The organism is Streptomyces sp. NPDC006872 (assembly GCF_040635845.1).
GTDB lineage: Bacteria > Actinomycetota > Actinomycetes > Streptomycetales > Streptomycetaceae > Streptomyces.
Window position 1 is genome coordinate 1 of the sequence record NZ_JBEYIL010000035.1, and the last position, 25,684, is coordinate 25,684.

General features: G+C 68.4%; 18 protein-coding genes and 3 pseudogenes. 8 read left to right on the forward strand and 13 right to left on the reverse strand.

Annotated features, from left to right (window positions below):
* Nucleotides 1-419: 419 nt before the first annotated feature.
* Nucleotides 420-947 carry a hypothetical protein gene (locus tag ABZ725_RS50320; RefSeq protein WP_358809095.1) on the reverse strand — a complete coding sequence of 176 codons (528 nt, stop codon included), beginning with the start codon at nt 945-947 and terminating at the stop codon, nt 420-422.
* 44 nt (nt 948-991) lie between these two features.
* On the reverse strand, nt 992-2,113 hold the full coding sequence (locus ABZ725_RS50325; RefSeq protein WP_358809096.1) for an HD domain-containing protein: 1,122 nt from the start codon (nt 2,111-2,113) through the stop codon (nt 992-994).
* Between the two features lie 1,298 nt (nt 2,114-3,411).
* On the opposite strand from ABZ725_RS50325, the gene mauJ reads away from it, so the two are divergent.
* Nucleotides 3,412-4,284, forward strand: a complete 873-nt coding sequence (gene mauJ / locus ABZ725_RS50330; protein ID WP_358809097.1) for a methylamine utilization protein MauJ — start codon at nt 3,412-3,414, stop codon at nt 4,282-4,284.
* Between the two features lie 1,057 nt (nt 4,285-5,341).
* Here the strand turns inward: mauJ and ABZ725_RS50335 are convergent.
* The 6 genes from ABZ725_RS50335 to ABZ725_RS50360 form a co-directional block, all read right to left on the reverse strand.
* Nucleotides 5,342-6,031 carry a hypothetical protein gene (locus ABZ725_RS50335; protein WP_358809098.1) on the reverse strand — a complete coding sequence of 230 codons (690 nt, stop codon included), beginning with the start codon at nt 6,029-6,031 and terminating at the stop codon, nt 5,342-5,344.
* Nucleotides 6,032-6,068: 37 nt separating this feature from the next.
* Entirely contained in the window at nt 6,069-8,498 is a 2,430-nt protein-coding gene (locus ABZ725_RS50340; protein WP_358809099.1) for a hypothetical protein, read from the reverse strand.
* 61 nt (nt 8,499-8,559) lie between these two features.
* Nucleotides 8,560-9,105, reverse strand: a complete 546-nt coding sequence (locus ABZ725_RS50345) for a hypothetical protein (RefSeq protein WP_358809100.1) — start codon at nt 9,103-9,105, stop codon at nt 8,560-8,562.
* 728 nt (nt 9,106-9,833) lie between these two features.
* Complete coding sequence (locus tag ABZ725_RS50350; RefSeq protein ID WP_358809101.1) at nt 9,834-10,016, reverse strand: hypothetical protein; 183 nt, start codon at nt 10,014-10,016, stop codon at nt 9,834-9,836.
* 937 nt (nt 10,017-10,953) lie between these two features.
* Complete coding sequence (locus tag ABZ725_RS50355) at nt 10,954-11,286, reverse strand: hypothetical protein (RefSeq protein WP_358809102.1); 333 nt, start codon at nt 11,284-11,286, stop codon at nt 10,954-10,956.
* A gap of 409 nt (nt 11,287-11,695) precedes the next feature.
* On the reverse strand, nt 11,696-11,911 hold the full coding sequence (locus tag ABZ725_RS50360; RefSeq protein ID WP_358809103.1) for a hypothetical protein: 216 nt from the start codon (nt 11,909-11,911) through the stop codon (nt 11,696-11,698).
* Nucleotides 11,912-12,055: 144 nt separating this feature from the next.
* Between ABZ725_RS50360 and ABZ725_RS50365 the strand changes: the two genes are divergently transcribed.
* From ABZ725_RS50365 to ABZ725_RS50380, 4 genes and pseudogenes are all read left to right on the forward strand, one after another.
* On the forward strand, nt 12,056-12,598 hold the full coding sequence (locus tag ABZ725_RS50365) for an SLOG family protein (protein WP_358809104.1): 543 nt from the start codon (nt 12,056-12,058) through the stop codon (nt 12,596-12,598).
* A gap of 1,007 nt (nt 12,599-13,605) precedes the next feature.
* Nucleotides 13,606-14,661, forward strand: coding sequence for a hypothetical protein (locus ABZ725_RS50370; protein ID WP_358809105.1), 1,056 nt, complete (start codon nt 13,606-13,608; stop codon nt 14,659-14,661).
* A gap of 564 nt (nt 14,662-15,225) precedes the next feature.
* Nucleotides 15,226-17,238, forward strand: a complete 2,013-nt coding sequence (locus tag ABZ725_RS50375) for a hypothetical protein (protein WP_358809106.1) — start codon at nt 15,226-15,228, stop codon at nt 17,236-17,238.
* Nucleotides 17,239-17,562: 324 nt separating this feature from the next.
* A pseudogene (locus tag ABZ725_RS50380) lies at nt 17,563-18,113 on the forward strand (winged helix-turn-helix domain-containing protein).
* A 508-nt stretch (nt 18,114-18,621) separates the two neighbouring features.
* On the opposite strand, the gene ABZ725_RS50385 reads toward ABZ725_RS50380, so the two are convergent.
* The gene (locus ABZ725_RS50385; RefSeq protein ID WP_358809107.1) at nt 18,622-18,981 is read right to left on the reverse strand and encodes an extradiol dioxygenase; all 360 of its coding nucleotides are present in this window, start codon (nt 18,979-18,981) and stop codon (nt 18,622-18,624) included.
* A 359-nt stretch (nt 18,982-19,340) separates the two neighbouring features.
* Nucleotides 19,341-20,255 (reverse strand): helix-turn-helix transcriptional regulator, encoded by a 915-nt coding sequence (locus ABZ725_RS50390; RefSeq protein ID WP_358809108.1) that lies wholly within the window; start codon nt 20,253-20,255, stop codon nt 19,341-19,343.
* A 171-nt stretch (nt 20,256-20,426) separates the two neighbouring features.
* Between ABZ725_RS50390 and ABZ725_RS50395 the strand changes: the two are divergent.
* Nucleotides 20,427-21,335, forward strand: a pseudogene (locus ABZ725_RS50395) (alpha/beta hydrolase); the annotation flags it as partial.
* Between the two features lie 249 nt (nt 21,336-21,584).
* On the opposite strand, the pseudogene ABZ725_RS50400 reads toward ABZ725_RS50395, so the two are convergent.
* Nucleotides 21,585-21,939, reverse strand: a pseudogene (locus ABZ725_RS50400) (transposase family protein); the annotation flags it as partial.
* Between the two features lie 885 nt (nt 21,940-22,824).
* Between ABZ725_RS50400 and ABZ725_RS50405 the strand changes: the two are divergent.
* On the forward strand, nt 22,825-23,424 hold the full coding sequence (locus ABZ725_RS50405) for a hypothetical protein (protein WP_358809109.1): 600 nt from the start codon (nt 22,825-22,827) through the stop codon (nt 23,422-23,424).
* A gap of 105 nt (nt 23,425-23,529) precedes the next feature.
* Here the strand turns inward: ABZ725_RS50405 and ABZ725_RS50410 are convergent, their stop codons facing one another.
* A complete protein-coding gene (locus ABZ725_RS50410; protein WP_358809110.1) occupies nt 23,530-24,243 on the reverse strand; it encodes a TIGR02391 family protein in 714 nt (237 codons plus the stop codon).
* A 163-nt stretch (nt 24,244-24,406) separates the two neighbouring features.
* Between ABZ725_RS50410 and ABZ725_RS50415 the strand changes: the two genes are divergently transcribed.
* Entirely contained in the window at nt 24,407-24,853 is a 447-nt protein-coding gene (locus ABZ725_RS50415) for a TIGR03618 family F420-dependent PPOX class oxidoreductase (RefSeq protein ID WP_358809111.1), read from the forward strand.
* Between the two features lie 258 nt (nt 24,854-25,111).
* Here ABZ725_RS50415 and ABZ725_RS50420 read toward each other — a convergent pair whose 3' ends face one another.
* Nucleotides 25,112-25,636, reverse strand: a complete 525-nt coding sequence (locus tag ABZ725_RS50420) for a hypothetical protein (RefSeq protein ID WP_358809112.1) — start codon at nt 25,634-25,636, stop codon at nt 25,112-25,114.
* Nucleotides 25,637-25,684: the final 48 nt, after the last annotated feature.

The following is a 25,684-nucleotide window of genomic DNA, read 5'->3' on the forward strand; positions in this document are numbered from 1 at the left end:
CCAGGCGCTGGCCGGCCTCGGGCTTGAGTGGGCGACGGCGTGACGTCCCGGCCCGCAGCTTCGGGCGGATCCGCCCGAAGCTGCGGGCGCGCGTCCACGTGCTCGCCCGGCTGTGCCGTTCCCGGCCGCGAGCGGGGGCCTGGGGAGGACCCTGGAGGCGTGGCCAGGAAGAAGGTTCGAGGGTGCAGCCAGTGCGGTGCTCCGCTGCCCGAGGACAGTCGGCGTTCCCGTCGGTACTGCTCAGCGGCCTGCCGTACGCGGGCGTACCGGCAGAGGCTTTCCCGTTCAGAAGGCGTCACGGGGTGACGCCTTCACGTGACGCTATCGGGCTCCGGAGACGGGCGCGGTCCATGCCGTGTGTCCGGTGCCGGCGAAGGTTGTGCATGTGTCATCGAAGCTTGATCGACGATGGCAGGTCTTCACAGGTGCCGGAGATCCTGACGGATCTTGTCTCGGAGCGTGTCGACACTCTGACTGAATATCTCTCGATCTTCGGCATATCGCCTGTGATACGCCCCCACGGCTGAGTCTCCGCGCCCAGCCAGCTCCAGCCAGATGTCCACGTCGGCAATGACCTGCTTGGCCCTCGCGAGCAGGTCCGTTACGGCTTCGGCAACCTGGTTGGGCGCTTCCAAATCGACAACCTGCGCTCGTTCCAGGAGGGCCGTCTCCGCGGATCGCAGGTTTTCAGCTCCGTGCTGGACCGGTTCCAGCTGGCTCCCGCCAAGGGATGGCGACACGGAGCGCGCTTCGGCCTGGAAGCGATGAGCCGCATTGAGGAACGCCACGTAGGCATCTCGGCGCAGCTGCCGACGCCACTGTGCGTGCGTCCCGGCCAGTTGGTCTCGTGACTGTCGCCGGAGTGCTGTCGCGGAGACCAAGCCTGAGATCACGGCTCCTAAAACGCCGACACCGGCACCCGCCACGGCGGCCCATCCCTGATCCATGGCGGCATTATCGGCAGGGAAGCGACCCCGCGGTACCTGGCGCGTCAGCGCTCCACGTCGGTCAACGTTCGATGACAACGCTCAGCCTTCGCCGGCGCAGGACACCGTGCCCCGGCTGTGAGCGGCGTCAACACGCCCGCCGAACGCCATCCGGAAGGGTTAAATCCAGAGCTGTTGAAGATGCGGGCGGCCTCCTGTCCCGTGATCGTCTTGCCGGCGCCGGTGGTGTCGGTGACCACCACGATGCCCGCTCCCTGTTCCTTAACCACGGGCTCGAGCCTGCTGATGACCGAGGCCTGCAGATGGTTCGGGCCGGTGGTGTGCGGATGAGCCTGGGTGAAGGGCACGTGTGGCAGGTCGACCCGTTCGAGACCGGACTCGGTCACTACAGCGGCGGCCCATCCCTCCTCGGCGTCGGCGTCAGCGGGGCGGCGGGTGGCGATCCAGTGCTCCAGAGCGCCCGAGGCCGGCGTCATGGCCTTCGGCATCCACACATGGGGCTGGCTCACCAGCCGGTCCGCGACCATGATCAGCCCCGACAGCAGCACGGCAGCCTCGGCGGAGATCCGCGCCGGCGGGGCGGCCGCGCCCGTGAGGTAGCGGATCTGGGCGAGGTAGCGGCGGCGCAGGTCCTGCCACAACGGGCCGCCGAGATCGAGACGGACCCGCTCGGGGTCGGCCGCTCCCCGCACGTCGCACTGCAGATAGCGGCCGTGATGGGCGCCCAGGATCTGGGCCGCGCGTACTGCCGGGCTGGTGTTGCCTCCCAGCCGGTAGCCGAGATCGGCCAGAATTCCCAGGGCCGCGTGCATGGAAGCACGTTCGTGCGGCATCAGCCGCCACGGCCCGGCGTCCGCGCGCAGTTCCTCGCCGACCAGCGCCCACGCCCCCGGCTCGCAACGCTGGAACCGGCTCGCCTTGCCGATGTCGTGGCCCCCGGCCAGGAACATCGCCTCACATCGCGCGGCCGCCTCGTCCAGAGCCAGGCCGCGGCAGACCACCCGGCGCTGCGCGGGCGTGAGGCAGCGGTCCCACAACTCCCCCGTCACCGCGGCCGCGTCCAACTGATGGAACAGCATCGGGTAGGCCAGGCCGTAGCGCAGGCTGTACTTGCCCCACGGCGACAGATCCAGACCGCCCGCACGGCTGTCCTCCGCCACGCCCATCCGGCAGGCCCTCCCCGCTGTCCGAGCCAGGACAGCAGCCGGGGCAGGGTCCTGGCCATCCCCCACACCGGTGAACCGTGGTCCGTGTCCTTGTCGTGGCCCACGTCGAAACGGCGCGTGCCAGTGCTGGCCGGGGGCGCCCGTGTCTCCATCTCCTGAGAGCGCACACCGGGCGGGGGGCCGGCGGGCGGCGGGCGGCGTCTGTGGTTCAGTTTCCTTCGCTTTCGCTCATACCAACTCACAGGCCTGTGACGGGTAGTACCGTCTTCGTGCGAGGCGCTCTTTCGCACACAGCAGTCTCATGTCTCAGGATCCCAGCCACGTTCTCGTTGCTGGCCGGCCGTGGCAGTTCGTGGGGGTCGTACCGTCTTCTCCACGAGTCGGCATCACCCGCACCGTCGTCCCCACGCACAGGCCGCTGCTGAAGCGAACCCGTCCCTCGGACGGCGGACGCCGAGGCGGCACGCACAGCCATCAGAACCCTACGAAAGCGGGCAAGCGTCTCGATGTTGCGGACAGGACATTGCCTCAGCCGAACACACGCCGTAGGCAGCCGCCCGTGCCCGGCCTGCCGCATGTCGTCCTGGCGGCCGTCCGGCGTTTCCTGCATACAGGAGGTCTGCCCAGGGGCGTGGTAGCGACGTCGATGCCGGCATTGCGCTCTCCCAGACGTGGAGGTCCGTCTCCCATACAGCTCGCGCTGTGGCAGGGGCACGGGTTCTCTCTCCACATTCCGTCTGTGGGGGTGTGTCCAGTACGCCGGGCTTGATGGCGGGCAGGATGCCGTTCACTCCCCATGCAGAGCAGAAAGGCCTTCCTTCCCCGCGTGCACGGGGGTCTGTCTCACTCGCGAACCGAGCGGATCTCGATGTGCTGGCGCCATGACTTGGTATCAACCGGGCTTGGTCGTCGCTGCGCTCGGAGCCGGCATCACCGCGATCTTCCCGATGCGCGGATGCCTATCCGCCACGATGCCCATGGCGGTGCTGTGGTCCAGGTTTTCTCCACACCTGGCGTGGAGGTCTGTCCGGCGCCTACCTGTCCGTTCTGAGAACCCACCTGCCTTCCGCGCGCGTGGGGGTCTGTCCTGCGGAGAGCACCGCCGGAGGGCGGAGACTCAGTTTCTCCCTACGCGCGTAGGGGGCAGGGGCTGCGGCCGTAGGTGGCTTCACCCAGGAGTGTGCTGCATGCCGGTCAGGGCCCTGAGAGCGGGAACGCTCATGCCTGCCGCAATCGGGGAACCCCGGGTGAAGGCATCCTGTCGTCAACCGCCCGCACGGGCCGCCTATGCTGACCGCATGGTGCGGGGGGTCGACTGGACGAGACTCGCCTACGGCATTCGCATGCCCGGCATAGGCATCGAAGAGTTCGAGGCCGATGGCAAGTGGGGCATGCAAGAGCTCTCGCCGTTCGGGCTGCTGGTACCCCTTCCGCTCACCACGGAAGGCTTCTACGAGGCGTCCCTGGCAGCGCCCTCTCTCGAGGACGTGCTGTTCATCGCAGACTGCACCGCGTTCGACCACGACTCCCCCACCGCCGTCGCTCCCCTCCACGAACCGGCCGTCGCGCCTTACGCGCCGATCGGGCACGACCGACCGTGGGTCTCGGCCCATCGTACGTATGCCGACGTCCTCGAATCCGTCGCCCAGCAGGCCCACGAGATCCGCTACACCGACGCGCTCCGGCTGCGGTACAGCACGTACGACGATCCGCTGACCCGGTTCAGCCACCGGTTCGCGGGCCGCACCGAACCTCTTGCCCTGTATGCCATGGCCATCCGGCATGTCGATCTGCTCGCCGAGTACTTGGGGCTGTATCGCGTGCTGGAGGCACCGCGAAGCGACAACGGCATAAGCTTCATCAACGACCACCTCGATTCCCTCGAGCTGTACGACTTCGGGAAGCTGCTGACCATTCCGGCGTTCCTCCCGGAACACTCCGAGGAGCCCGTCGAGGTGTTCTCCGTGCTCAAGGAGCGAGCGCTCGGCCGGGTGGAGGCCCTGACCACAGCGGGCGTCGACATCGCCAAGCATCTGTACGCCATCCGCAACGGCCTCGCACATGGCAAGAAGGACCTCATCCTCAACGACTTCGGTAACACCGTCGATGCCGTGGCGGCCGACCTGCCCCTGCTGAAGCTTCTGGCCCGTATCGCCGTCGAGCAACGCTGACCGTCCCTGCCTCATGCATGTGCGCACGGGCGTGCCGCGTCGAGCCCTTCGGCGCACGTAGGCCAACAAACCAGGCCGGCTCCGTGACGGCGTGCCCTCACAATGCCCGCGGCCCCACCGACACAACAGCCGGTCATGGTGATGGTCACACATGCACCCTTCGCGGTTGGCCCGACGGGCAGAGCAAGGAAGGACAAACCCGCTCCGGCAACGGCTACAACGCCCAGTCCGAGCCGGCCCCGCAGCGACGCGACACGGCTGCCGAGGTCGACGCTCATCGAACCGGCAGTGCCGCCGTCATGCTGCACGACGGCCCGCACCCGCTTTCTGGACGGAGGAGCACTCCTCACCGCACGCGACGAGACGGTTCACCAGTTGAATGCCGGCTCGTCCCGATCCCGGAGAACCGACCCGTCTCTGCGACGCCGGAGATGGACTGGGCTGGCTCTTCCATTCCGTGGGCACCGCAGCCGCTCGCACACCTAAGCTGAGCGATAGTCAGGCGGCTCCCTTTTTGAGGCCGCACGGCAGACGCGGTCTTCCCTACAGGAGTGGGGTCTGTCTGCCTGCGCCTCAATCGTCCGGTGCTGGAAGGTGCGTTCCCTACATGCGTGGGGGTCAGTCCGTCATGACAGTACGGAGGTTGTGCGGGGCCGCGTTTCCCCTACGCAAGGGGATCTGCCCCCAGTTCGACCGCCCACCCGGTCAGGTCTTCCCCGCGCGTGGGGGGTGCGTCCTGCGCGGCGGTAAACGTGCAGCGCGTTTACGGGTCTTCCTCACAGCGCGTGGGGGTCTGTCGTCGGCCACCAGCTCGTCGAACGCCGCATCCTGTCCCGTGAGGAGTTTCCTCCCCATCGTGGGGGTCTGCCGCTCAGATGACCGGGGAGTTGAACCACCGCTGCGTCCCTCCCCACGGCCTGGGGTCCGTCCCGGCGGACGGTCTCACTGTGGCTGGCGACCCAGTCCAGCCCCGCCTGTGGGGGTCAGCCCTCCTCCCGCGCCCGCTTGGTCTGCTCGCGCACGTCCAGCCCCTGCGCGTGAGATGTCGGGGAGCGTCTCATTCTGCGGTGGCTGCGGGACTGTCGGGGATGTCCGACCGATGAGCCTTCTCGACTTGTTCGGCCAGGTATTCGCCTCCGAACTCCGCGGCCACCGTGCACAGCCGGTCGATGATGAACCGTTTGGCGTCAGGAGCCATGTCCCTGAACCAGGCGTCGAGCAGGCGCGCGGTCTGTACCCAGGTGGCGCCGGGTGCGTGCGCGGCCACTTGCTCCGCGATGCGCGGGATGAGCGAGATGGTCTGGTCGGTGACCGTCTGCGGTGCGTCGAGGAGCATCTGCGCGAGGACGAGGGTGGGGTCCTCCCGCAGCTGGTCGCGGTAGGCGACTGCCTGGGCCATGCGTAGTTGTTTCGCCTCCCACTCCGCCCGTCTGCGTGCTTCAAGGCGTGTACGGGTGTGGGCTGTGCGAGTGTCCTCGGGGTCGACGTGCACGTGGACTGTGGTCCAGTTCAGGCGTATGCCTGTTCCGGCCAGTCGCCGGGGATGCCCCAGCAGCGCGTTGACCCGATGCTGCAAGATCACCGGAGCGAGAAGGGGGCTGGCGGCCGCCAGCGGGGTGACCTCATCGATGATGTGGAGTGCGGCGACAGCGCCCGGGTCGTGGTGGCGGCCGGCGTCACGCCACTGGCCCTGCGCGCTGATGGCGAAGCAGAGGCCCTGGTCTGCGCTCGGCGCGGTGAAGTCCACTGCGAACAGCTCCTGTTGCCGCGACCAGGGCCAGCGCCTATTCACCGGCAGGCTCGTGGTCTCTTGGGCCGGGGAGACGTCGGGGGTCGGCGGACTGGGTTTGCTGCATCAGCACGGTGTGGATCTTGTTGCAGTGTTCCTGCCGGGAGGGCTGGGTTTGGATGAGCCAGCGCTCGGCGAGCCGGACGAGGTTGAGGAAGCGCAGGCCGCGCAGCCGGTCGCCGGCCGTGTCGTGCACCGCGCGGGCCAGCGTGGTGGTGATCTGCTCGGTTGTATCCGGCAGTGATGCGGCAGTGTCCAGCCAGGCGGAGCTTGCGCGGTGGGCGAGAGGGCTGGGCTGGTCGCTTTCCAGAGCGGTGCGCCATCCTCGGACCACCCAGTCGGGCACCGCGGTCTCGTCCGCCGCGAGCAGCGCGGGGGCCCCGGACGGATCCTTCTGCAGTGCCAGGTGCAGGAAGGCGCTCGATGCGGAGTGCTGAAGGCCCTGGTTGTCGCTCGCGAACCAGAGGCCGAGGGTCTCACGGACCTGGGGGCGGAGTTTGTCGTTGCTCCACAGGACGTCGATGGCTTCCCCGACGGCTTCGGCGACCTCTTCCTTTGCTGAGCGGGCGGAGGAGAGGGCGAGGCCGCCGAGGCGGCGCAGCATCTGTTCGGGGTTCACCGGTGTGAGCGTCTGGTACACCTTGGCCAGTGTCCGCAGGAGGCGGGGGCTGCTGTCGTCGTTGTCGGCCCACCGGTTGGTCGCGTTCCGGGCGAGCTGTCCGATCTGGGGGTCGAGGATGGCCGCGACCAGGATGTCGTGCGTGTGCTGCGCAAGGATGTCGTCTTGCGCCCAGTCGTCGGCCACCAGGCGCAGCAGCCTGGTGGAGCGGGCCGCCTGGGTGTGGTGGAGGATCCAGGGGGCCATGCGCTGGGCCAGCTGTGTGCGTGGGGTCGGTTTGAGTTCCAGGCACAGTCTGGCGGTCCACTTGGTGAAGGCTTCGGTGAGTTCCGGCCGGTCTCTCCAGAAGTAGCGGACGACCGCCTCGGCGTAGGCGGGGCCGGCGAAGCGCAGGGTGCCGTCGGGCAGGGGTTCGGCGTCGATCTGGCGTGCCAGCTGGATCAGTCCCGGGCCCTGCTGGCCGGTGGGCCGTGCTGATCCTTCTTCCTTCTCTTTGAAGGCCACCGCGAGTGAGGCGATCTTCTCGTGCACGTTGTCGATGGCGGCGCCGTCGTAGACGGCGGCCAGAAGGAGGTAGTTGCGGTCGTAGCTGGTGCGGCCCGGCTCGGAGTGCCAGTCGGTGAGGACGTCCATCCAGCCTGATGCTGCCCTGGTGAGGGTCGTGATGACCTTGTCGAACCCGTCGGAGCCTGGTTGTGTGCCCCGGCCGGTGGCGGCCCGGTACTGGGCCTCGGCCTGCACGAGGGTCCTGGCCCAGTCGGCGACCTGTCCGGGGCGCAGGTGGCTCAGGCCTTGGCGGAGGCGGTGGTCGTCCGCCCATGAGCGCGGGTTGTCGATTCCGGCGGAGTGCAGGTAGTGGGTGAACAGGTCGGCCGGCTCGGGGGGTTTGGGGGTGCGGGCGAGATGGCCGGCTCCGAGTCCGGTGCGCTCCCACAGGTCTGTGCCGGCGATGACTATGAGGTAGGAGCCGTCGGCGAGCAGGTCGTCGTGGTGACAGAGTTCGAGGCCGAAGTCGCAGGCGGCGGGGATGTTTTCTGCGGTGTCGCGCAGGTCCAGGATCCATCCGGTGTGCTTTTTGCCTTTGAGTCCCTCGGTGCTGAAGCTGTCACCGGGGTCTCGGCGGATCCGGCGCACGGTCAAGGATTCGCCGGGAACGGTGGTCAGCAGGCGGAGCGCGGTCGTCCAGCGTCCGCTGCCGAGGTGATCCGCGGTCAGGACGAGGACCCGGTGTTCCTCCAGGAGCGCGGCGAGGTCCTTCTCGTTGCCGACCGGCAGGTAGTTGGCCAGTTCGCGCTGCACCCATGCATCGGGCAGAGGTGCGCCGCTGTGGCGCTGCACGGCCTCGAAGAGCTGGCCGATCAGGGTGCCGTGATTGGTGTCGGCGTGGACGCTGGCGTACGGGGCGCGGACCGCCGGTGTCGGAGGCGGTGTTTCGCCGGCGCTCGGGACAACGTCACGGTCGGCGGGTGCGGAGCTGGTGGTGGCGGGGTCGGCCGTGTCCGGGGCTGGCCCGGCTTGTGGTTCTCCTGGGCCTTGTGCCGGGTGGTCATCCGGCGTGGAAGGCGGATGGGCAGTCGTCGCCTCCGTCGGCTGCTCCTCGGGTGTCGCGGTACCGGTGAGGCTGCCGGCTGCCGCTGAAGGGGCTGCATCGGGTCCGAGGTCCCGTTGCGGGCTTTCGGCAGCAGGGGCGGAAAGCGCGGAGGGCGCATATGCGGGCTGCTCGACGGCGGGTTCGCCGCTCGCGCTGTCCTCGTCTCGCGTGGCCGGGGTCGATTCGGTGGGGGCGTCGAGGGCAGGCTCGGCCATGAGGGCTCCTGTGTGTCGTGAACGGACAGATAGCCGTGGCTGAAGGGGCGGTGCCGATCCGTCAGCCGCGGTCTTCGATGACAGGCGCCTTCATGCCGGTGATCCGGCCTTGGGGTTCCACGCGTTCCGCCCTGATCCTGCTCACGACGGAACCGCGGATGGCCTCTCCTGCTGCCAGGCCGGTCACTTCGCCCGCCACCGAGCCGTACTGGTGGTCGGCCAGGGGCCCGGACTTCCCGCGAGTCTCTCCCTGGAAGGTGAAGCGCTGGCCGTAGACGTCCTCCAGTGCTGTGCGTACCCGCGCGAGGGTCTCGAGCAGCTTGGTGTTGTCGCCGGTGATCAGACTGGGCTGTTGTCCGTAGGCCGCCATCGCAAGGGCGAGGATCTCCAGTGCGGGTGCCTGGTCCGCGAGCCTGCCCGTGTCGATGCGCAGCGGCAGCTGAAGGCCGCCCACCAACTCGGCGGGGACGTCGGGCTCACGCTCCGCCTCTGGCTCGATGCCAGAACGCCAGCGATCGAGCGCCACATCCAGCCGCTGGAAGAGGAAGGTGAAAGCGGCGGGCAGAGCGCTGGTGGCGATCATGGAAAGGTCGGCCGTATCAGGCATGGAAATCCCCCGTGTCCTCGGATGGCAAACGCGTCGAGGAAACGAGATTCTTTCATACCCATGCAGGACGTCCGCCTGCCTCTTTTCAGCCGACCGCGTCCCGGTTCGAGCCTTTTCTTCTTGGTGTCCGAAATCGTGTGCGAAAGTATTCGAGCGGCTCACGGCTGATGCCGAACAAAGATGTCAGTGTGACTAGTGCGGTTCACGTGGCGGGCGGGATGCCGGCGCAGCCCGGGGTTCCTGCATACGGGGCGCACGGTGTCCGGCGTTGCGATAGCCCAGCTCATCGGGGTGGGCGGCGATGCGTGAGGCCCTCCAGGCCGCATCGAACGAAAGGGCCCAGCCCGACTTGTGCATCATGCGCACTGCTTTCCAACCGGTAACCGGAGAGAGCAGTAAGCGTATCGTCATCAAATTCACGAAGCGAGTGTGACAGTAGACCCTGAATATCCTGGAAGGGGTTTCCAGTCAACACGCTATGCACATTTAACCCCAGAGGTTTAACGGCATCACACGAGTGACGGTCCAGCATCTGGTTCAGGACACCCCATTCTTTTCCGTCCGGCTCTTCTGCACAGGCCGGTGTTCCTCATCCCGGGGCAACCGCCGCCGGCCCGGCGCGTAGGACATGGCGGCGATCTTCACTCTTCGCCCGTGGCTGTTGAGGGCCGGGGAAGATCCCGCGGGGCCTCTGCCCTGGTTGCACTGCCGTCTGTAGCGGCGGTGGCTCACAGCGGCGGGTGTTGCGCCATGCCCGCCTCAACGATGGCCGTTGCCATCGTCGGTGTGAACCCGTGCTGTTCGGTCAGCAGATGCGTCACCGCCGGGCGAAGCAGGGCCAGGAACTCGTCGGCGGTGGGTAGCTGCACCTCCGGGGTGGGCTGTCTGCTCAGAGTGCGCTGGCGGGACACTGCCTGGCTTCACGTCTCGAGTGCGTTGAGTGCGGCGGGCCGCAGAAGCTGCGTCGGCTCTGGGCGGCGCCGCCTTCGGCAATTCAGCGCCGGACGGCCGCCGCGCCGGGGCCACCCGCCCCCTGCCAGACCACAGCAGCCCCCGCACACAGTCGACGTACCCGTCAGTTCTCTCCTGCAGCCCCAGTACGTGCACAGGATGAGAGAACACCCCCTCACCCCCGCACAAACAACAGTAAAATCGCCTCCGCACGGCAATGACAGTGCGGGTCAACAAGAGTCCAGTCCCCACGCGTGGGGGTCAGTCCCTCGCCCGGTACATCAAGGACGGCACCGTCACGTCCAGTCCCTACGCGTGGGCGTCAGTCCGCCGCCTGAGCCACGCTCCGCTGCCGTACGGGGTCCAGTCCCCACTCGTGAGGGTCCGTCCGGGAAGATGATCGCCATCTGGATGGAGGTGTCGTCCAGTCCCCACGCGTGGGGGTCAGTCCAGAGCCCGGGTGGGAAACCTCCTGCTGGCCGGCTCCCTTCCCACCCCTGGGGGTCCGTCCGCCCCTCACATCCTGGCGGATACGCTCAAGCGGTCCTGACCCAACGGCCTGTCCAGCACCGTAGCGCCCATCCCCATACACGAGGGTCTCTCCAGGGTGTTGATCGAGCCGAAGGTGCACTCGACGCTCTCCCTGTCTGCTTGGGAGAGTCTCCGGGGAAAATCCGGCCTGGTCGGCAGACCGGGGTCTGTCCACGGGCACGATGATCCGCGCGACCTTGGTGGAGGCCCGTCCCCATGCGTGTGTGGGGGATCTCGCCGACTTGGCATCCGGCCTGGTGGAGCGTCGAGCGTCGTCCCCACGGATGGGTGGTGGAGTGGTGTCCTGCCGCATTCCAAGGACGTGAGCGGCAGCGTGCTGACGGTGCTGCAGATGCGGCCACGACGTCAGGCTTGAGAGGAGTCAAGAGCGGCGGCGATCCGCTGGTACAGGCGGTCCTGGGCGTGCGGATCGGCGACGGGGCTCAACGGCGTCGCAGTGAAGCCGTCGGCCGTAAGGGAGTTGAGCTGGTACGGCGCGAGAACACTGGGATCTTTGAGCTCATAGCGGGTGTGCCGGCTGCCGTATTTGCCGACCGTGAGCATGACGATCCGCTGGGCTCCGGCTGCGGTCAGCAGGATGCGGGCCCATTCCAGGGACATGCCGTGGGTCGTGGAGTCGTCGAGGACGACGACGGTCTTCGTGCCGAGTTTGCCGCGGTATCTGGGTCCCAGGTGCACGGTCTGAGCCTGGGTGGCGATGGTGACGGTCTTGGCGGGCTGCCCCTGTCCGGCTTTCCATCGCTCCAGGCTGGTGTCCGGGGCGTCGATGGCGCGGACGAGGAGGTCCTCGCGGTAGTAGCCGTGGAAAAGTTTCGCTGCCTTGTCGAGGTAGGTCTGCAGAGCCGCGACCGAGTTCGGCGGCAGCCACGTTCTCCGGCCCGCTTCGAGCAGCCGCGCGCTACGAGAGGATCACGGACCTGGACGGCGTCAGTCGCCTGCTGAAGGAGCAGAGTTGTTCGCTGACCTTGCCGCTTGTGCTGCTGGGGTAGACACAGAAGAAGCGATTGGCGGGGATCAGGCGCTTCCATGCAGGCGTTGGCGATGACGAAGAGCATGAGAACGCTTCGTGCATCCGCGTCTCCGATGTTCACGGTCCCGTTGCAGGTGAAGATGCGACAGCGCTGTCGAGCAGGATGTGGGCCAGCCGCAGCTGAGGAACCCGTCCGACCTCGATGAGGTGTTTGACCTCTTCAAATTGCACGATTACCAGTTCGAGGCGCTTCATCGCCGTCTGCCTTCCGTATTCCGTTCGGCTCTCGGCCGACGGTTCCTCACGGTAGTGAGCGGGCAACGCGGCCAGCACCTGAGTTTTCCGCGGCTTGTGCCGCCCGTGACGGCGTACGAACTTCGCTCCATGGCCGAGTACGCATCAACGTCCCCAGCTGACCGATGATGAGTACGAACACGCGGACCGACGAGCTGGATCCAAAGCTGGAGGAGCGTGACCGTGGAACTGGCCGAGCCCCGGGTGCTGGTCTGCGGAAGCCGACGGTGGCCGTGGCCGACGACCGTCGCCACGGTGCTGGACCGGCTGGCGAGGCGTCACGGCGACGGACTCGTCGTGATCGAAGGAGCGGCCGCCGGCGCTGATCAAGCTGCTCACCAGTGGTGTGACGAACATGGCCTCGGGGCTGATCGTCACCGCTGCCATCCGGTGGACTGGCAGGCCGAGCGACGGGCCCGGCCCAACCAGTGGCGGATGGCCGGGCCTGAGCGGAACACCCGGATGCTTCTCCAGGAACGTCCGCGCCTGATCGTGGCCTTCCACGACCACTTCGACGGGGGGTCCGGCGGGACGTCCGACATGTGCCTGCGGGGCCTGCTGAAGAACGTGCCCGTGTGGCTCGTTCCCGACGAGGATGCCGGGACGGGCTTCTGGCTGCGGCTGGGGATCTTCCCGCAGACGAGAGTGGACCGGGTCCGGCGAGAGCTCGGGATCGGCCCGGCCCTGCCCGACACCCCGGGACTGTTCGACGCGCCCGCAGGGTGACCGCGTACCGGTTCGCGACGCCGACTCCTCGTCAGCGGGCGGACATTGCCCGGAAGACCCTCGATCTGCTCCTTGAGCTGTTGGTTCTCCCGGGCAAGCTCGTTGATCGCGTGAGCATAAGTCTGGACGAGCTCTTCGGGGCCCGCGCAGTGGCGTCGCAGTTTGCCGTGGTCCTTCTTGAGCTTCTCGTGCGCGTCGTGGGTCCTGCGGGCAGCAGCGGGGATGTTCTGGGCCCCCGGATCAGCCGCTGGAAGTGTTCCCGCACATCGGTGTGCTTCTACGCGACCACCCGCTACCTCACCCCGGCCTCGACGGCCAGTTGGACGGTGGACAGCTGGCGGCTGGACTTGCGCGGTGTGCCCACCAGGAGCCGTCGGCCGCGGCGAGGATCGCCCGCCGTTGCCGGTCGGTCTCCTACAGAGGCCAGGTCTCGGTCGCGGTGCCCATGTGACGTGTCATTGGCGACCGCTGGTGCGCGTGCATGATGGCGCGGTTGATCCGGCCAGAGCTTCTGGCGGGTCCGGCGGGCGGAGCCCCCGGGGAAAACGTTTCGCGGTGAACAGCTGTCGGGGCTCGGGCTCTCGTGGGAGTCTTTTCATGGAAAAGATGACTGGCCTGCACCCGCACGCGTTCCGTCCCCACACGTGGGGGTTTCTCCCTTCCGCCGTTCCTCCCGTACCGCGGGGAGCTCACCTGTCCATACACGTGGGGGTCTGTCCCAGCCACACCAGGCCGGGTTGGTCAACCCCTGGCCTTCCCCGCACGTGCGGGGGTCTCTCCTGCGGTCATTGCAGCGAGCCGACCGGGGTGCCGCGCTCCCCACGCGTGGGGCAGTCGTTCATTGCGTGGATACGCAGGGCGATGGCCCGGGCCGGCGTCACCAAGACGCCGGCCCGGTCTCGAAGGGCGCGCCTTAACGGCGCCCGTCATTGTTCGGGGCAGGCGTCGTGTATGGCCCCCGCAGCGGCTGGGGCCGGACACGACGGCCTCGACGCTAGCGTCCTGTCATGCCACGAACTGCACCTAGTCGCGCCGACCTGGCGCTCATGGCCCAGGCTGCGGCGTCCGGTTTCCCGGTCAGCGCCAGCCAGTTGGAGCGCTGGCGCCGTCACGGCCTCATCCCGCGCCCGGACATCCGGCGCACGGGACATGGAGGAAGCCAAGCCTGTTATCCGGAGGGGACCGGGGATCTGGTGTGCGCCCTGGCCCGGCACGCCGGCCCCGGACGCTCCTATGACGACGTGGCGCTGCTCGCCTTCTTCTCCGGGGCCGACGTCCCGGAGCTTGCGCTCAAGATCGCCCTCGCCCGCACCTACTTCACACGCCGTGCAGAGCACGAGGACGAGGTCCAGCGGGTACAGACGCAGGTTCCCCCCGAGTGGGCCGCCGAGATGGACAGCGAGTACGAAGCGGCCGAGGCCGAAGCGAAGATCTCCCTGGCCGAGAACGGCAGGGCGATACGCCAGATGCGCGTCAATCTGCGCCGCCTGCCCGACCTGGCCCGCTCGACGCGGGAAGAGGTCGACGCACGGCTGCTGGGCGTGCTGGTCGGCCTGGAGATGCGGAAACTGCCGCAAGAGGACCGGGCGTTCATGACCGACCTCACGGCAGCCCTGCATCTCGACTGCAACGCGGCCGAGGACTGCCTTGCGGTCTGGGACTACGCGGCCGCCTGCCACGTCTCGCAGATGGCCCGGCAGCAGGAGACGTCGCCCGAGGAGCGCATCGACAAGCTGGCACGCCTCAGCGGAGCGGAGTTGGCAGCCCTGCGCGAGGAAGTGCGCGAGAGTCACGACCAGATCTGGACCCGGGCGACCGGAGGCCGCCAGACGCACAGCGCGATGGACCAGCCGTGGGAGGCACGCAATGCCGCCGGCGTCCTGATGGAGTGGGTCAGCACGCGGGAGGCGCACCCGCCCGGATCCGTTCTAGCGGGCCGCCACTTCATCGAAAGCCTCGCAGACCTGACACTGCGATGCCTGATCTCCCAGACACAAGCCCGCATCGGCGACAAGCCGGGAGAGGGCCGAGCCGCGTTCGTCGCACGCACCAGCCGGCAGTGACCCCTTGAGGCCGGATTCCTGCGAAGGGCTCGACGCAGGTCTTGTCCGGGCCGGCAAGGCGTGCCGGGGCCCGGCCGTACGATTCTCACACGAAGCGCTGCTCGTATGCGTGGTGGAAGGGGCCGGGCGCCGTGGCGGAAACGGGCTCCGAGATGCCGTGATCTGCTGCGCGTGAGCGCTGGCCCTTGGTGGTTCCGACGCGTCTCCTCGTCGTCAAGGCAGGCACAGGACTGCACCGTCCCAGGCCGCGTTTCCCCGGTCGGGGCCTTGCCGGTGTCGTGGTTACGGATCGCTGGAGCGGGGCGGCGGCGCCCGACCGGCAAGGTGCGCCTGCGTCAAGCGTGTCGTTCTTCGGCCGGACCGCCAGCCCACGAAGCCGCCCGTTCCGCATGCACGGAAGACAGTAAGACTGACCCAAACGAAGGGAAAGCGCACGCAGTTCAACCAGGGTCCCGTTCACACTCCTGAGGGTCTCTCTCCTGCTGCTCGTCGTCACCGCAGACCTGGCGCAGGACCCCGTCCCCCCACGTGGGAGGTCTGCCCGTCCCGGCCGTCATCCGGCGTGTGGGGCCGCGCACTGTGTTGTGGCTCAATGAAGCCCAGCACTATCTGGGTGACGCCCAAAAGGGTCCGGACATCGCCGCCGCGGTCCGCTCCTTGCTCACCGACCCGGGTGTCGGGCCGGTCTTGGTGCTGGGAACCCTCTGGCCCGAATACGACCGCGCCTACACAACGCTCCCTTTTCCGGGAGAGCCGGACCGCTACGCGCAGGTCCGTGCGTTGCTGGCAGGACGGACCGTCCCCGTGCCCGATGCATTCGACGACGCCGAGCAGTCGGCGGCCCGTGACCTTGCAGCGGCCGGTGACCGGGTGCTCTCTGCCGCATTGCAACGTGCCGAAGCAGGGCGCATCACGCAGGACCTGGCCGGTGCGCCCGAGCTGCTGCACCGCTTCCGCACCGCCAGTGCGCCGGCGCGTGCCGTTCTTCATGCCGCGATGGACGCCCGTCGGTTTGGCGTCGTCCTCCACCTTCCGCTGGCGTTTCTCACCGACGCCGCCGACTACCTCACCGACCGCGAGTACGACGCACTGAGTCCGGACTGGGCGGAGAAGGCTCTGGCGGAACTCGCGGCACCCGTGCACGGACGGCTCGCCCCTTTGCAGCGTGCCCGGCGGCGTCCCTCCCGCCGCGCTCCCGGTGCTCCTCGGGATCGGGACACCACTCACGGCGTCGTCTACCGGCTGGCCGACTATCTCGAACAGCACGGCCGCGCAGAACGCCGCTGCCTGTGCCCGCCCGCCTCCTTCTGGGAGGCCGCGCACCACCACCTCACCGATGTCCAGGACCTCGGCAGGCTCGCCCACGCCGCGGAAACGCGGCACCGGCTTCAATGGGCCTATCACCTCTACGAGCGCGTGGATCCCTGGTTCGCGCTCAAGCGGCAGGTCGGCTTCCGCCAGGGTGCAGGCGACAGGGAAGGGGCGGCAGAACTGCTCAGCGAAGCCGCCGAGCAGGGAAGCCGTGATGCCCTGTTCGAGCTCGTCGATCTCCGTCTGGGCTCCGGTGACCGGCACGGTGCCGAGGTGCTCCTGGCCCAGCCCGCCGCCAGCGGTGACCCGCGCGCGCTCAGGGAACTCGCGGCGCTCCGTGAGAAAGCGGGAGACGTCACGACTGCCGAGCAGCTGTTGACCACGGCCGCCGATGCCGGCGATACGCCAGCCCTCATCGACCTTGCGGGCCTTCGCCGTGCGGCCGGTGATGTGGAGGGTGCCGAACGCCTGTTGAGCCAGGCTGCCGACGCCGGGGATGCCATAGCCCAAGAGATCCTGAGCAGCGAGCGCATGCGGCGTGTCCGCCGGAAGGTGAGAGGCCCGCTCCCCCGTCCCGCTGAGGTCTCGGCCGAGGCGGATGCTGCACCGCTTCCCCGCCGGCCGGGAGCCCGGGACGATCCGGCGGCAGACCGGCTCTCCCAAGCTGCCGAGGCTGGCAAGCCATGGGCCGTTGTCGAACTCGCCCGTCGCCGGCAGCAGGCCGGGGACCTTCAAGGCGCTGAGCGGTTCCTCACCAATGCGGCTGCGGCTGGTCATCAGTGGGCCGTCATCCAGCTTGCCCGTCTCCGCCACACTGCCGGAGACCGCGAGGGCGCCGAGCAACTCCTGGCAGAAGGCGCTGGCAGAGGCGAGCCGACCGCCTTTTTCGAGATGGCCCGGATCCGCCGAGCGACCGGTGATCTACCCGGCGCGGAACAGGCGCTCAACCAGGCCGACGAGACCGGTCATCCGCAAGCCCTCATCGAACTCTTCCTGCTCCTGACAGCGGCCGGAGACGATGCCCGCGCCGAAGACACCGTCAAACGCGCCCTCAACGCCGGGAAAGCCTGGGGCGGAACCGCAAGAGACGTCTTCAGCATGTGGAGCTACGGGCTTGACCCGGACGGAACCCCCACGGCATCCGGCCAGCCGATGACTGCGTGCAGTGTCATCGAGCTCAGCAGCCCCACGATCATGAAGCCAATGACCGAACGCCGTCTCCAGCCCTTATCGGGCCATGCGTTGCTGTCGCCACCACGCCAGTAGACGCAGGACTCGTTGTCCATGTCGTCCGGGTAGCCGAGACGACGGAGTGCCTTGCGCAGGTCGCGGAGGGACCATGCGCTGCCCACCATGCTGCCGTTGATAGTGATCTTACGAAGGCCGCGGCTGTCAGGCGGCTCGACTATCACCCAAGGCCGAATGTCCATGGGATCACATTCGGCCTTCAGTCAGCCCAGGTCGCGCCGAACTACTGTGGTCGAGTGAATCGGCGAAATAGTTGAAGCTACGGCAACGCTAACTACTGACTTGTAATGCATGATGTCGTGGGGTGCTGACAGGTCGTGATCGTCGCGGTACACCGCGGTCATGAGGTACGCGCAGGGTGGTGGGCTGACTGCCGAGCGGAGGGCATTTCGCGAGCAGATCCGTCTGGACGCGCGCGGCCGGTAGTGACAACGCCGAGGTGGCGAAGGTGCTGCGGGTGCATGTGCGCTCGGTGCAGCGCTGGCGGCGCGAGTGGGCCGGGCGGGGTGAGGCGGGACTGGTCTCGAAGGGGCTGGCGTCCCTGCCCGAGCTCAGCGACGAGCTGTTCGTGAAGCTGGAGGCGGCGCTGGCGTTGGGGGCGGTGGCGCACGGCTGGCCTGACGAGCGCTGGACGCTCGCGCGGATCCGGACGCTGATCGGGCGGATGTTCCACAGGAGCTACACCAGGCCTGGGGTGTGCCTGTTGCTGCACCGGCACGGCTGGTCCGCCCCAGGTCCCGGCTCGCAGGGCGGTGCAGTGCGACGACAACTCGGTCGCGACGTGGGTGAAGGAAACCTGGCCGGTCGTGGAACCACCGCGGCGGCGCTCGGCGCCTGGACCGTCTTCGCCGACGAGGCCGGGTTCTCGATGGGTTCTGCCAAGATTTTCGTGAAGCGGTAACGGAGTGTCATGCGCCGTCGATGTGCTTGGTCTGTGCTGCGCTGCGCCGGTGACGCGCCAGTGGAGGCAGCAGGACGCTGCGATCGTGTCGAGGACCGAGGAGTCGTAACGGTGAGTGATCGGCTGCCCGTGTGCTCCTGCACAAGCGCCACTGACTTGCCCGCGCCCCGCTCTCCGAACAGGGCGAGCACCGGCACGTCCCGTAGCTCCTCCAGCCGCCTGCCGTGGTCTCCTTCCGCGGCAGGCGCGCTGCTCTGGTCTCGGCCAGGTGCCCAGTCTCCCAGCGGTACCGTCTGCCGCGCCCAGGGGTAGACCGCTCCGGACAATGCTGCTGTCGTCACAGGTCCAGAGCGTAGAGGGATGCACTGACATCGCCAGTGACGGAGCTGGTTGGCCATCACCGAGAAGCCGCCGTGCGGGGCCGCGGATCGCGCACCCCACCGTCGGCAGAGCCGGCAACGCCGAGCGGCTGAGCCTCTTCATGTTCGACGTCACAACCTTCAGGCGGACCAGGGGCTGTGGGCGATGGGGTGTAGCAGTTCGTACAGCGGGAGTTCGGCGCCGCCGGGGAGCCGGATCGCAGTCAGTCTGCCCCAGCGCCGCTCGCTGACCGGACAGGTGATCTCGACACCCTGCGCGCGGAACTCGCCGAGCCGGGCATCAAGGCCGTCGCACATCAGGAAGAACTCGTGCTGCGGCGGACCGTCGGTCGGGTGCACGGCCACCTCGGCCGGGGGCAGTTTGAAGATGAGCCAGCCGCCGCCCGCGTCGACGCTGGGAAAGCCGAGGACGTCACGGAGAAAGGCGCGGTCCGCCTCGGCGTCCTGGCTGTAGAGGATGACATGTGCACCACCGATCATGGCCGGCTCCTGCCCCGTCGACATGCCGGCGGTCGTGCCCCCGGCATCCTGGCACGCCCAGGTCCAAGAAGACCTTCGACTGCATTCGACGACACGACGACTGCATTGCATGACAAGGGACATTGAGTGTCCTGACTCCAAGGATCTGGTCCCCGTCTCGGGTGATCTGGTCCTATTCGCTCGTGCGCTCAGGGGATCTGGTTCGCCGACGTGTTCGAAGCGGGCTGTCGCTCGTTGAGTGATGCCTTCCGCGTACAGGCCCTCATGCTCCGCGACGTGTCCGCCCCCTCAGCGCAGGGCCGAGAGCGGCGGGGGGGCGAGCTCGCGGCGGTTGCACTGCCCAGGGGCGCACCGCCCGATCACTTCCTGCGGTGACTGTCTTGTGCGGCTGGCCCGTCGTCCGCCCGGTCGGGACGAGCCGCCCACTGGAGGAGGAAGCGCAGTGCTTCCCGGGAGGGAGAGCCGGATGGGGCTGTGTATGCGACCAGTTGCTGGTCAGGTTGCGTGTCGACGGAGAACTGCTGGACGTCCAGGGTGATGCTGCCCGCGACGGGGTGGAGGTAGGTCTTGGTGAGCTGCCGCGGCCCGCGGACCCGGTGGCCGGCCCACCAGGTGCGGAAGTCCGGGTCGCGCATGCTCAACTCGCCGACCAGCGCGGCGAGGGCCTGATCCTTGGGGTGGCGGCCGGCTTCCATGCGGAGAACGGCCACGCACTCGTGTGCGGCTCGCGGCCAGTCCGCGTACAGCGCCCGGTAGGCGTCGTCGAGGAAGGTCAGCCGGATCAAGTTGCGTTCGGCCGGGGCGAGCGCGCCGAAGTCGGTGAGCAGGGCGGCCGCGCCCCGGTTCCAGGCCAGGACGTCCAGGCGCCGGTTGAGAACCATGGCCGGGATGTCGTGCATGGTCGAGAGCAGTTGCTGCAGCTGCGGGTCGACCTGCGGCCTGCCCGGTCCCGGCGTGGGAGCGCCGGGGGTGACGTCGGCGACGGTGAAGAGGTAGGCGCGTTCGTCCGGAGCGAGTTGCAGTGCGTCGGCGAGCGCGTCGAGGACCGGGCGGGAGACCCGGCGGGTGCGCCCCTGCTCCAGGCGGACGATGTAGTCGATGCTCACGTGTGCGAGCTGGGCCAGCTCCTCGCGGCGCAAACCCGGTACCCGGCGCGGACGGCCGTCGTCGGGAAGGCCGACCTGGTGCGGATCGAGGGCGGCACGGCGGGAGCGCAGGAAGTCGCCGAGCTCGTTGCCGCCGGAAGCGTCGTCCTGGAGTTCCTGGAGTTCCATGGCTCAAGTGTCCGCAGGCGTACAGCCGCGCGCCTGGTACCGGCGTGCATAGGCAGCACCCTCCCTGGTACCCCCCCACGCGCCGAGGCCACCGTGGATGTGCGGCCGCCGGCAGGAGGCCACCGGAGCCCGCCCGTCGCGAGCCTGTCCCTTTGCGACTGGAGCACCGCCGTGAGGACCGACGTCACCTTTCCCAGTGCCGGCCTGAAGCTCGCCGGCCACCTGTACACGCCGGACGACGGGGCCGCCGGCCCGCGCCCGGCGATCGTCGTCAGCCACCCCGGCAGCGGTGTGAAGGAGCAGGCCGCCGGCCTGTACGCGCAGCGCCTGGCCGAGCAGGGCTTCGTCGCCCTCGCGTTCGACGCCGCCTACCAAGGCGAGAGCGAGGGCGAGCCGCGTGGCCTGGAGGACCCAGCCCAGCGCGTCGAGGACGTCAAGGCCGCAGTCTCATTCCTTGCCACCTGCGACGATGTCGACGCCGACCGTATCGGGGCGTTGGGCATCTGCGCCTCCGGCGGCTACGTCCTCGCCTCGACGGCGTCCGACCACCGGATCAAGGCCGTCGGCGCCGTCAGCACCGTAGACATCGCCCGCCAGTTCCGCGACGGCGCCGACGGCGCCCAGGACCCGGCAGTCTTCCCGCGCATGCTCGCCACGGCCGCGGCCGCACGCACTGCCGAGGCCCGCGGTGAGAGAGTCCAGACCTTCCCGCTCTTCCCCGACACGGCCGAGCAGGCCCGCGCTCTGGGAGGCCCCCATGCCGTGGAGGGCTACAAGTACTACTGCTCCGACCGCGCCCAGCACCCACGCTCGGCGAAGTCCTTCACCTGGTCCAGCGTCGACCGCATGGCCTTCTTCGACGCCTTCCGCTTCGTCCACCTGATCGCGCCGCGCCCGCTTCTCATGATCGTCGGACGCGAGGCGGTGACCTCCTGGATGAGCGTGGAAGCGTTCCAGAACGCCCGCCCGCCGAAGGAACTCCACTGGATCCACGGCGCCAGCCACGTCGATCTCTACGACAAGGAGCCGTACGTCGGGCCCGCGGCCGAAAAACTGACCGACTTCTTCCGGACCCACCTCGCCGACGCCGAGCAGACGTCAGAGCGGGACTGCCGACCCGGGCGCTCTACCAACCAGCCCCGACCGCCTGCCGAACCGGACCAGATCACCCAAGACAGCACCCGGCACCCACTCACCCGGAACCACACCAACCGAGATGCCCAGCACCCCCACATCTCAACTGAAGTGACCGCCGCACACCACCGGACCTGAAGCGTCCGACAGAAGGCCGTGAATTCGCAGGCCATGGCCCGGCCGCGGCTGTGCTGATCACACGGCCAGGGCGAGGTCGTGCATGCGCGCGACGGCTCGGACCGCGCGGTGGAGACCTTCACCGTGCCGTCGGCAATCACGCAGGATCCTGTAGTTCTTCAGCCGGCCGACCGCATCCTCGACCCGTGCGCGGACCCGGCGACGCTCCGCGTTGTCGGCTTCCTCGCCGGCCAGCAGGGACCTGCCGGTGCGTTTGCGCTGCGCGACGACAAGGCCCGTGTCGATGTAGGCGCCGTCGCCGAGCACGGTGACGCCCCGGCACTGGTCCGGCGGGCCGCAGTCGCGCCACACAAGGGGCATCGGCCCAGTTGCCGGGAGCCGGGCGGGCGGCAGCCACGACCAGGCGTGTGTCAACAGCCAGGTCTCGGTGTGCCCGTCGCGGAAGTGACATTCAAAGGGCGTCCAGTTGCCGGGACGCTTGACATCCCGCCAGGCCAGGGCATGGGCGGCCTCAGCAGGAGTGCACAGCTGATCGACCGGGGCCCAACACCGTTGGGACGCCTGAGCACCACCCGCAAAGGCCAGACCTGCCTCGCTCAGTGCCAGACACCAGTCGTCGTCGACCGAGTAGGCGCAGTCGCCAGCCACCGCAGACAGTAGAAGCCGGCCTCCTTCCCACGGGCCACGAGAGCAGCGGCCAGCTGCGGGTTCCCTGCGAAAGACCGGATCGGACCGGCCGCAGGCGAAATGGTCGGCGGGGGTGTGAGGAGGCGCGTGCAGCAGGCTGCACGCGCCGGATTCAACGAACTACCGGCAACCGCCCTCACAGTGTCAGCAACATGCCGCCAACGGCGGCGAGCCGCGCGCCCAGAGCGAACGCTCCTTGGGAGCGAGGTCCGCGCCGGGCGCCCGGATGCTACGGGTCTGTCTCGGCGTTCACCTGAGTCACCCGCACCCCAGAGATCCCCAGAGATCCCCAGAGCCTCAACGATCCGAGCGGCGTCGCCCTCGGAGAAGAGCCCCCTGGTCACGCTGACGCCGAACCGAGGCGTAGGAGGACGGTCCGCTTCCCGCTGCAGGAAGAAGGCTTCCCCTTCTGCGGGAGAGAAGGCGAAGCAGATCCACTCCGCAAGGTCGTCGTGGACGGTCTGCGGACTGCCCCAGCGCTCCTCCAGCGCCGCACGACCGATATCGACCTCAGCGAGCCACCTGATAGCGCGCAGACTGACATCCCGTTCGGGAATCCTCTTCAGTCCGGCCGGGCCCAGGGCTTTAGGATCCATACCATCGCACCTCCGTGACGATGATCGGAACGGAAGCCCACTCATCGCCACCGCTGCACACGCACCTGGACGTGCTGCGCGACGCCCTGGAGCGGGCCGCAACCGACGGCATCTACGCCACGCCGGTGCCCGGCAGCCGGGCCCTGTTCGTCGTCGACCAGTACGGATGCGTCCAGCAGGGCATGTCCTCCAAGCAGTTCAACGAGCGTCTTCAGCACGCCGCCGACAGCCCCCTGCAACGGGCAGGGATCGCGGCCGGCCGGGAGGACTACAACATCAACGCCACCAGTCTGGACAGCACGGCACGCGACCCGCTGCGGGTGCCCTGGGCGAACTACCCGCTGCATCCGGTGGCCTGCGCCCGGCTGATCGGCGACTACGCCGTGGCGACCGTGGAGACCTCCGGTCCCGTACTGACCCGCCTGCTACAGGCCGCCGGCCTGGACGCGCTGGGTCCGCCCGTCGGGCAATGCGGACCTCCAGCAGGGCGAGGTCATCATGGAGATCCACCAGCAGGAACAGCTGCGGTCCATGGCCCTTCAGGGCGGTCTGACGATGACGCCGGGATGGACGCTGCAGATGCGCCGATCCGAGCTGGACCGCTATCTGATTGAGCTACTGCAACCAGGCTCATGGGCCGCGGGCATCAAACACGTCCTCGCCACACGGCAGGCCGGGCGGCCGTGGCCTCACCACCGCAACGAGCACGAGATTTGGCTCTAGGCGGCGCGCTCCACAGTGCACTGCTCGATCCAGCGGGCGAGGACGCTCAAGGTCGCCAGGTGCTCCAACGCCTCCTGTTCGGTCCAGGTCACCTCATCCTCGTGAGCGGCAACGTTCCGCAGGGCGAGGAAGGCACCGGCCGCGAGGTACTTGGCGCCTTCCTGGCGGGCACGCCACGTAGGTGTGTTGCGGTCGCCGTCGAACCGCAGGCGCGGTTTCCCTGCGACAGGGTCCTTCATGTCGAAGGCCTGCATGCACAAGTCCATCTCGCCGATGTCGTGGCGCCCCAGCTTCTGCTGGAGTCGGCGGTTGACCGTGCGGGCAGCAGCCAGGACGGCGTCCTGCCGGGCCTCTGCGCCCCACAGGGGGGCGGCCGGCTCCCACACCCAGGGTTGGAACTGGTCGGCGGGCAGAGTGGGTGCATCTGGTACGAGACGGGCGGCCCATTCGTCCATGTCGGCCAGAATGCCCAGGCCCCGGTGAACCTCATGGCGGGCCATGGCTTCGCCCGCCATCTGATCGAGGTTGATCTTTTCGGCAAGCTGCGGGTCCAGGAGCCGCAGGATCTGCTTGACCGTGGGCTCTGCGCGGTGCAGCTGCTCATACAGCGCCGGATCACCCACGTAGTCGCCCGGCCTTGTACTGCGCTCGTAGCGCAGGGCCAGGTCGCCAAACGCCTCAAGCGGCTGTCGCATCCAGTCTCGATCCACGGGCCGCATCCTAGGAGCGGGGTCTGGCAGTCCCTGTCTCACAGGCTCGGCAAAGCCAGGAGCAGCAGCAAGGGCCCGAACCTGGAAGTGTGACTGAGCGCTCCAGTTGGCGGATCCACGGCTCCCCGAGACGCCCGCTGATCACGGTTGTTAGCCTCTCGGGATGACTGCGATATTTGACGAGGCCGTCCGCGCCCGGCTGCAAGCCGCCAACATCTGGTACGTCGGCACCGTGTTCGCCGACGGAGCGCCGCAAGTCAGCCCGATGTGGGTGGACCTGGAGGGCGAGGGGGAGCTGACGTTCAACACCTCGGTGGGCCGGGTGAAGGAGGAGAACCTGCGCCGCGACCCCCGCGTCTACCTCTCCCATGCGGACGCCGCCAATCCCTTCGACCGGGTGCAGATCAGCGGGGAGGTGACCCGCTTCATCGAGGGCGAGGAGGCGCACCACCGGATGGACCGGCTGGCCCGCAAGTACCTGGGCAGCGAGCGGTTCGAGTGGGTCATGCCGGGGGAGCAGCGGGTCGCGGTGATCGTGCGCCCGGTCAAGGTGCGGCACATCGTCGGGGTGGAGCGGTTCCGGCCGGGCGGTCCCGTCCCCGCTCCCTGACCGAGCCCGCCAACTGGCACGCTCAGCCCCGCCAACTCAAGCGCTGACTCGCTGCTGAGGATTAATGCGTGATGTCGGGCTCATGGCGAGGCCGGTGCCCATGAGGCAGCCAGTGATGATGGTGGGCCGGTACTGGATCTGGCGTAGGCCCCGGCGGACTCGGTCTCCGCACAACCCCCGCAAGGTCGCCGACGCCCCATGGAACCGAGGCCTGGCCGCGCCGAGCAGGCGTTCGGCTGGTCGGGCGGTAGCGATCCGTCAAACGCGCTCCGCAGTGATGACCAATGGGCCGTCGTAGTTGTTGAACACCAGCACCAGCTTCTTGCCATCCCAGGTGATGGGGACCTGGCTTTGGTCGGTGTCGTAGCTCCACTGGACGGTGGAGGACTCCGAGCCTGAAACCTGGGAGGGCAGTGACGTCCCGACCCCGCGCTTGGGTCCGGCGTCGTTCTCACGCTCCTGTGCCGAGACCTCCAGGACGCCGCCGGTGAGAGCGTAGGTCCCGTACAGTTCCCGCGTGAGCGGGCCGTCCTCGCCGGGTAGATCCGTTCCCTCCGACAGGTCCCACTTGCCATCGGCGACGGTGAGAGTGCACTCGCTCCCCTGCGCGGCGAGCTTCCATTTGCCCTTGGCGAAGGCTTCGACCGTGTTCCCGGCGACTCCTGAACGGCCCTCGTCGCCCCCGCACGCGCTGAGCACCGCTGCGACCAAACCCAAGCCGGCGTACTTCAGGGCCGATCGGCGTCCCACTACGGACGCCAACTGCCGCACTTCCCCGATCACGATGAACTCCCTGCGATGCCTGACAGAGCATGGACATGACGAAAGGTG

Bases quoted from the DNA above. Each gene is read 5' to 3' on its own strand.
- mauJ (WP_358809097.1), top strand. From the start codon at position 3,412: ATGGTGCGGGGGGTCGACTGGACGAGACTCGCCTACGGCATTCGCATG.
- ABZ725_RS50320 (WP_358809095.1), bottom strand. From the start codon at position 947: ATGGATCAGGGATGGGCCGCCGTGGCGGGTGCCGGTGTCGGCGTTTTA.
- ABZ725_RS50340 (WP_358809099.1), bottom strand. From the start codon at position 8,498: ATGGCCGAGCCTGCCCTCGACGCCCCCACCGAATCGACCCCGGCCACG.
- ABZ725_RS50370 (WP_358809105.1), top strand. From the start codon at position 13,606: ATGCCACGAACTGCACCTAGTCGCGCCGACCTGGCGCTCATGGCCCAG.
- ABZ725_RS50415 (WP_358809111.1), top strand. From the start codon at position 24,407: ATGACTGCGATATTTGACGAGGCCGTCCGCGCCCGGCTGCAAGCCGCC.
- ABZ725_RS50385 (WP_358809107.1), bottom strand. From the start codon at position 18,981: ATGATCGGTGGTGCACATGTCATCCTCTACAGCCAGGACGCCGAGGCG.
- ABZ725_RS50390 (WP_358809108.1), bottom strand. From the start codon at position 20,255: ATGGAACTCCAGGAACTCCAGGACGACGCTTCCGGCGGCAACGAGCTC.
- ABZ725_RS50345 (WP_358809100.1), bottom strand. From the start codon at position 9,105: ATGCCTGATACGGCCGACCTTTCCATGATCGCCACCAGCGCTCTGCCC.
- ABZ725_RS50325 (WP_358809096.1), bottom strand. From the start codon at position 2,113: ATGGGCGTGGCGGAGGACAGCCGTGCGGGCGGTCTGGATCTGTCGCCG.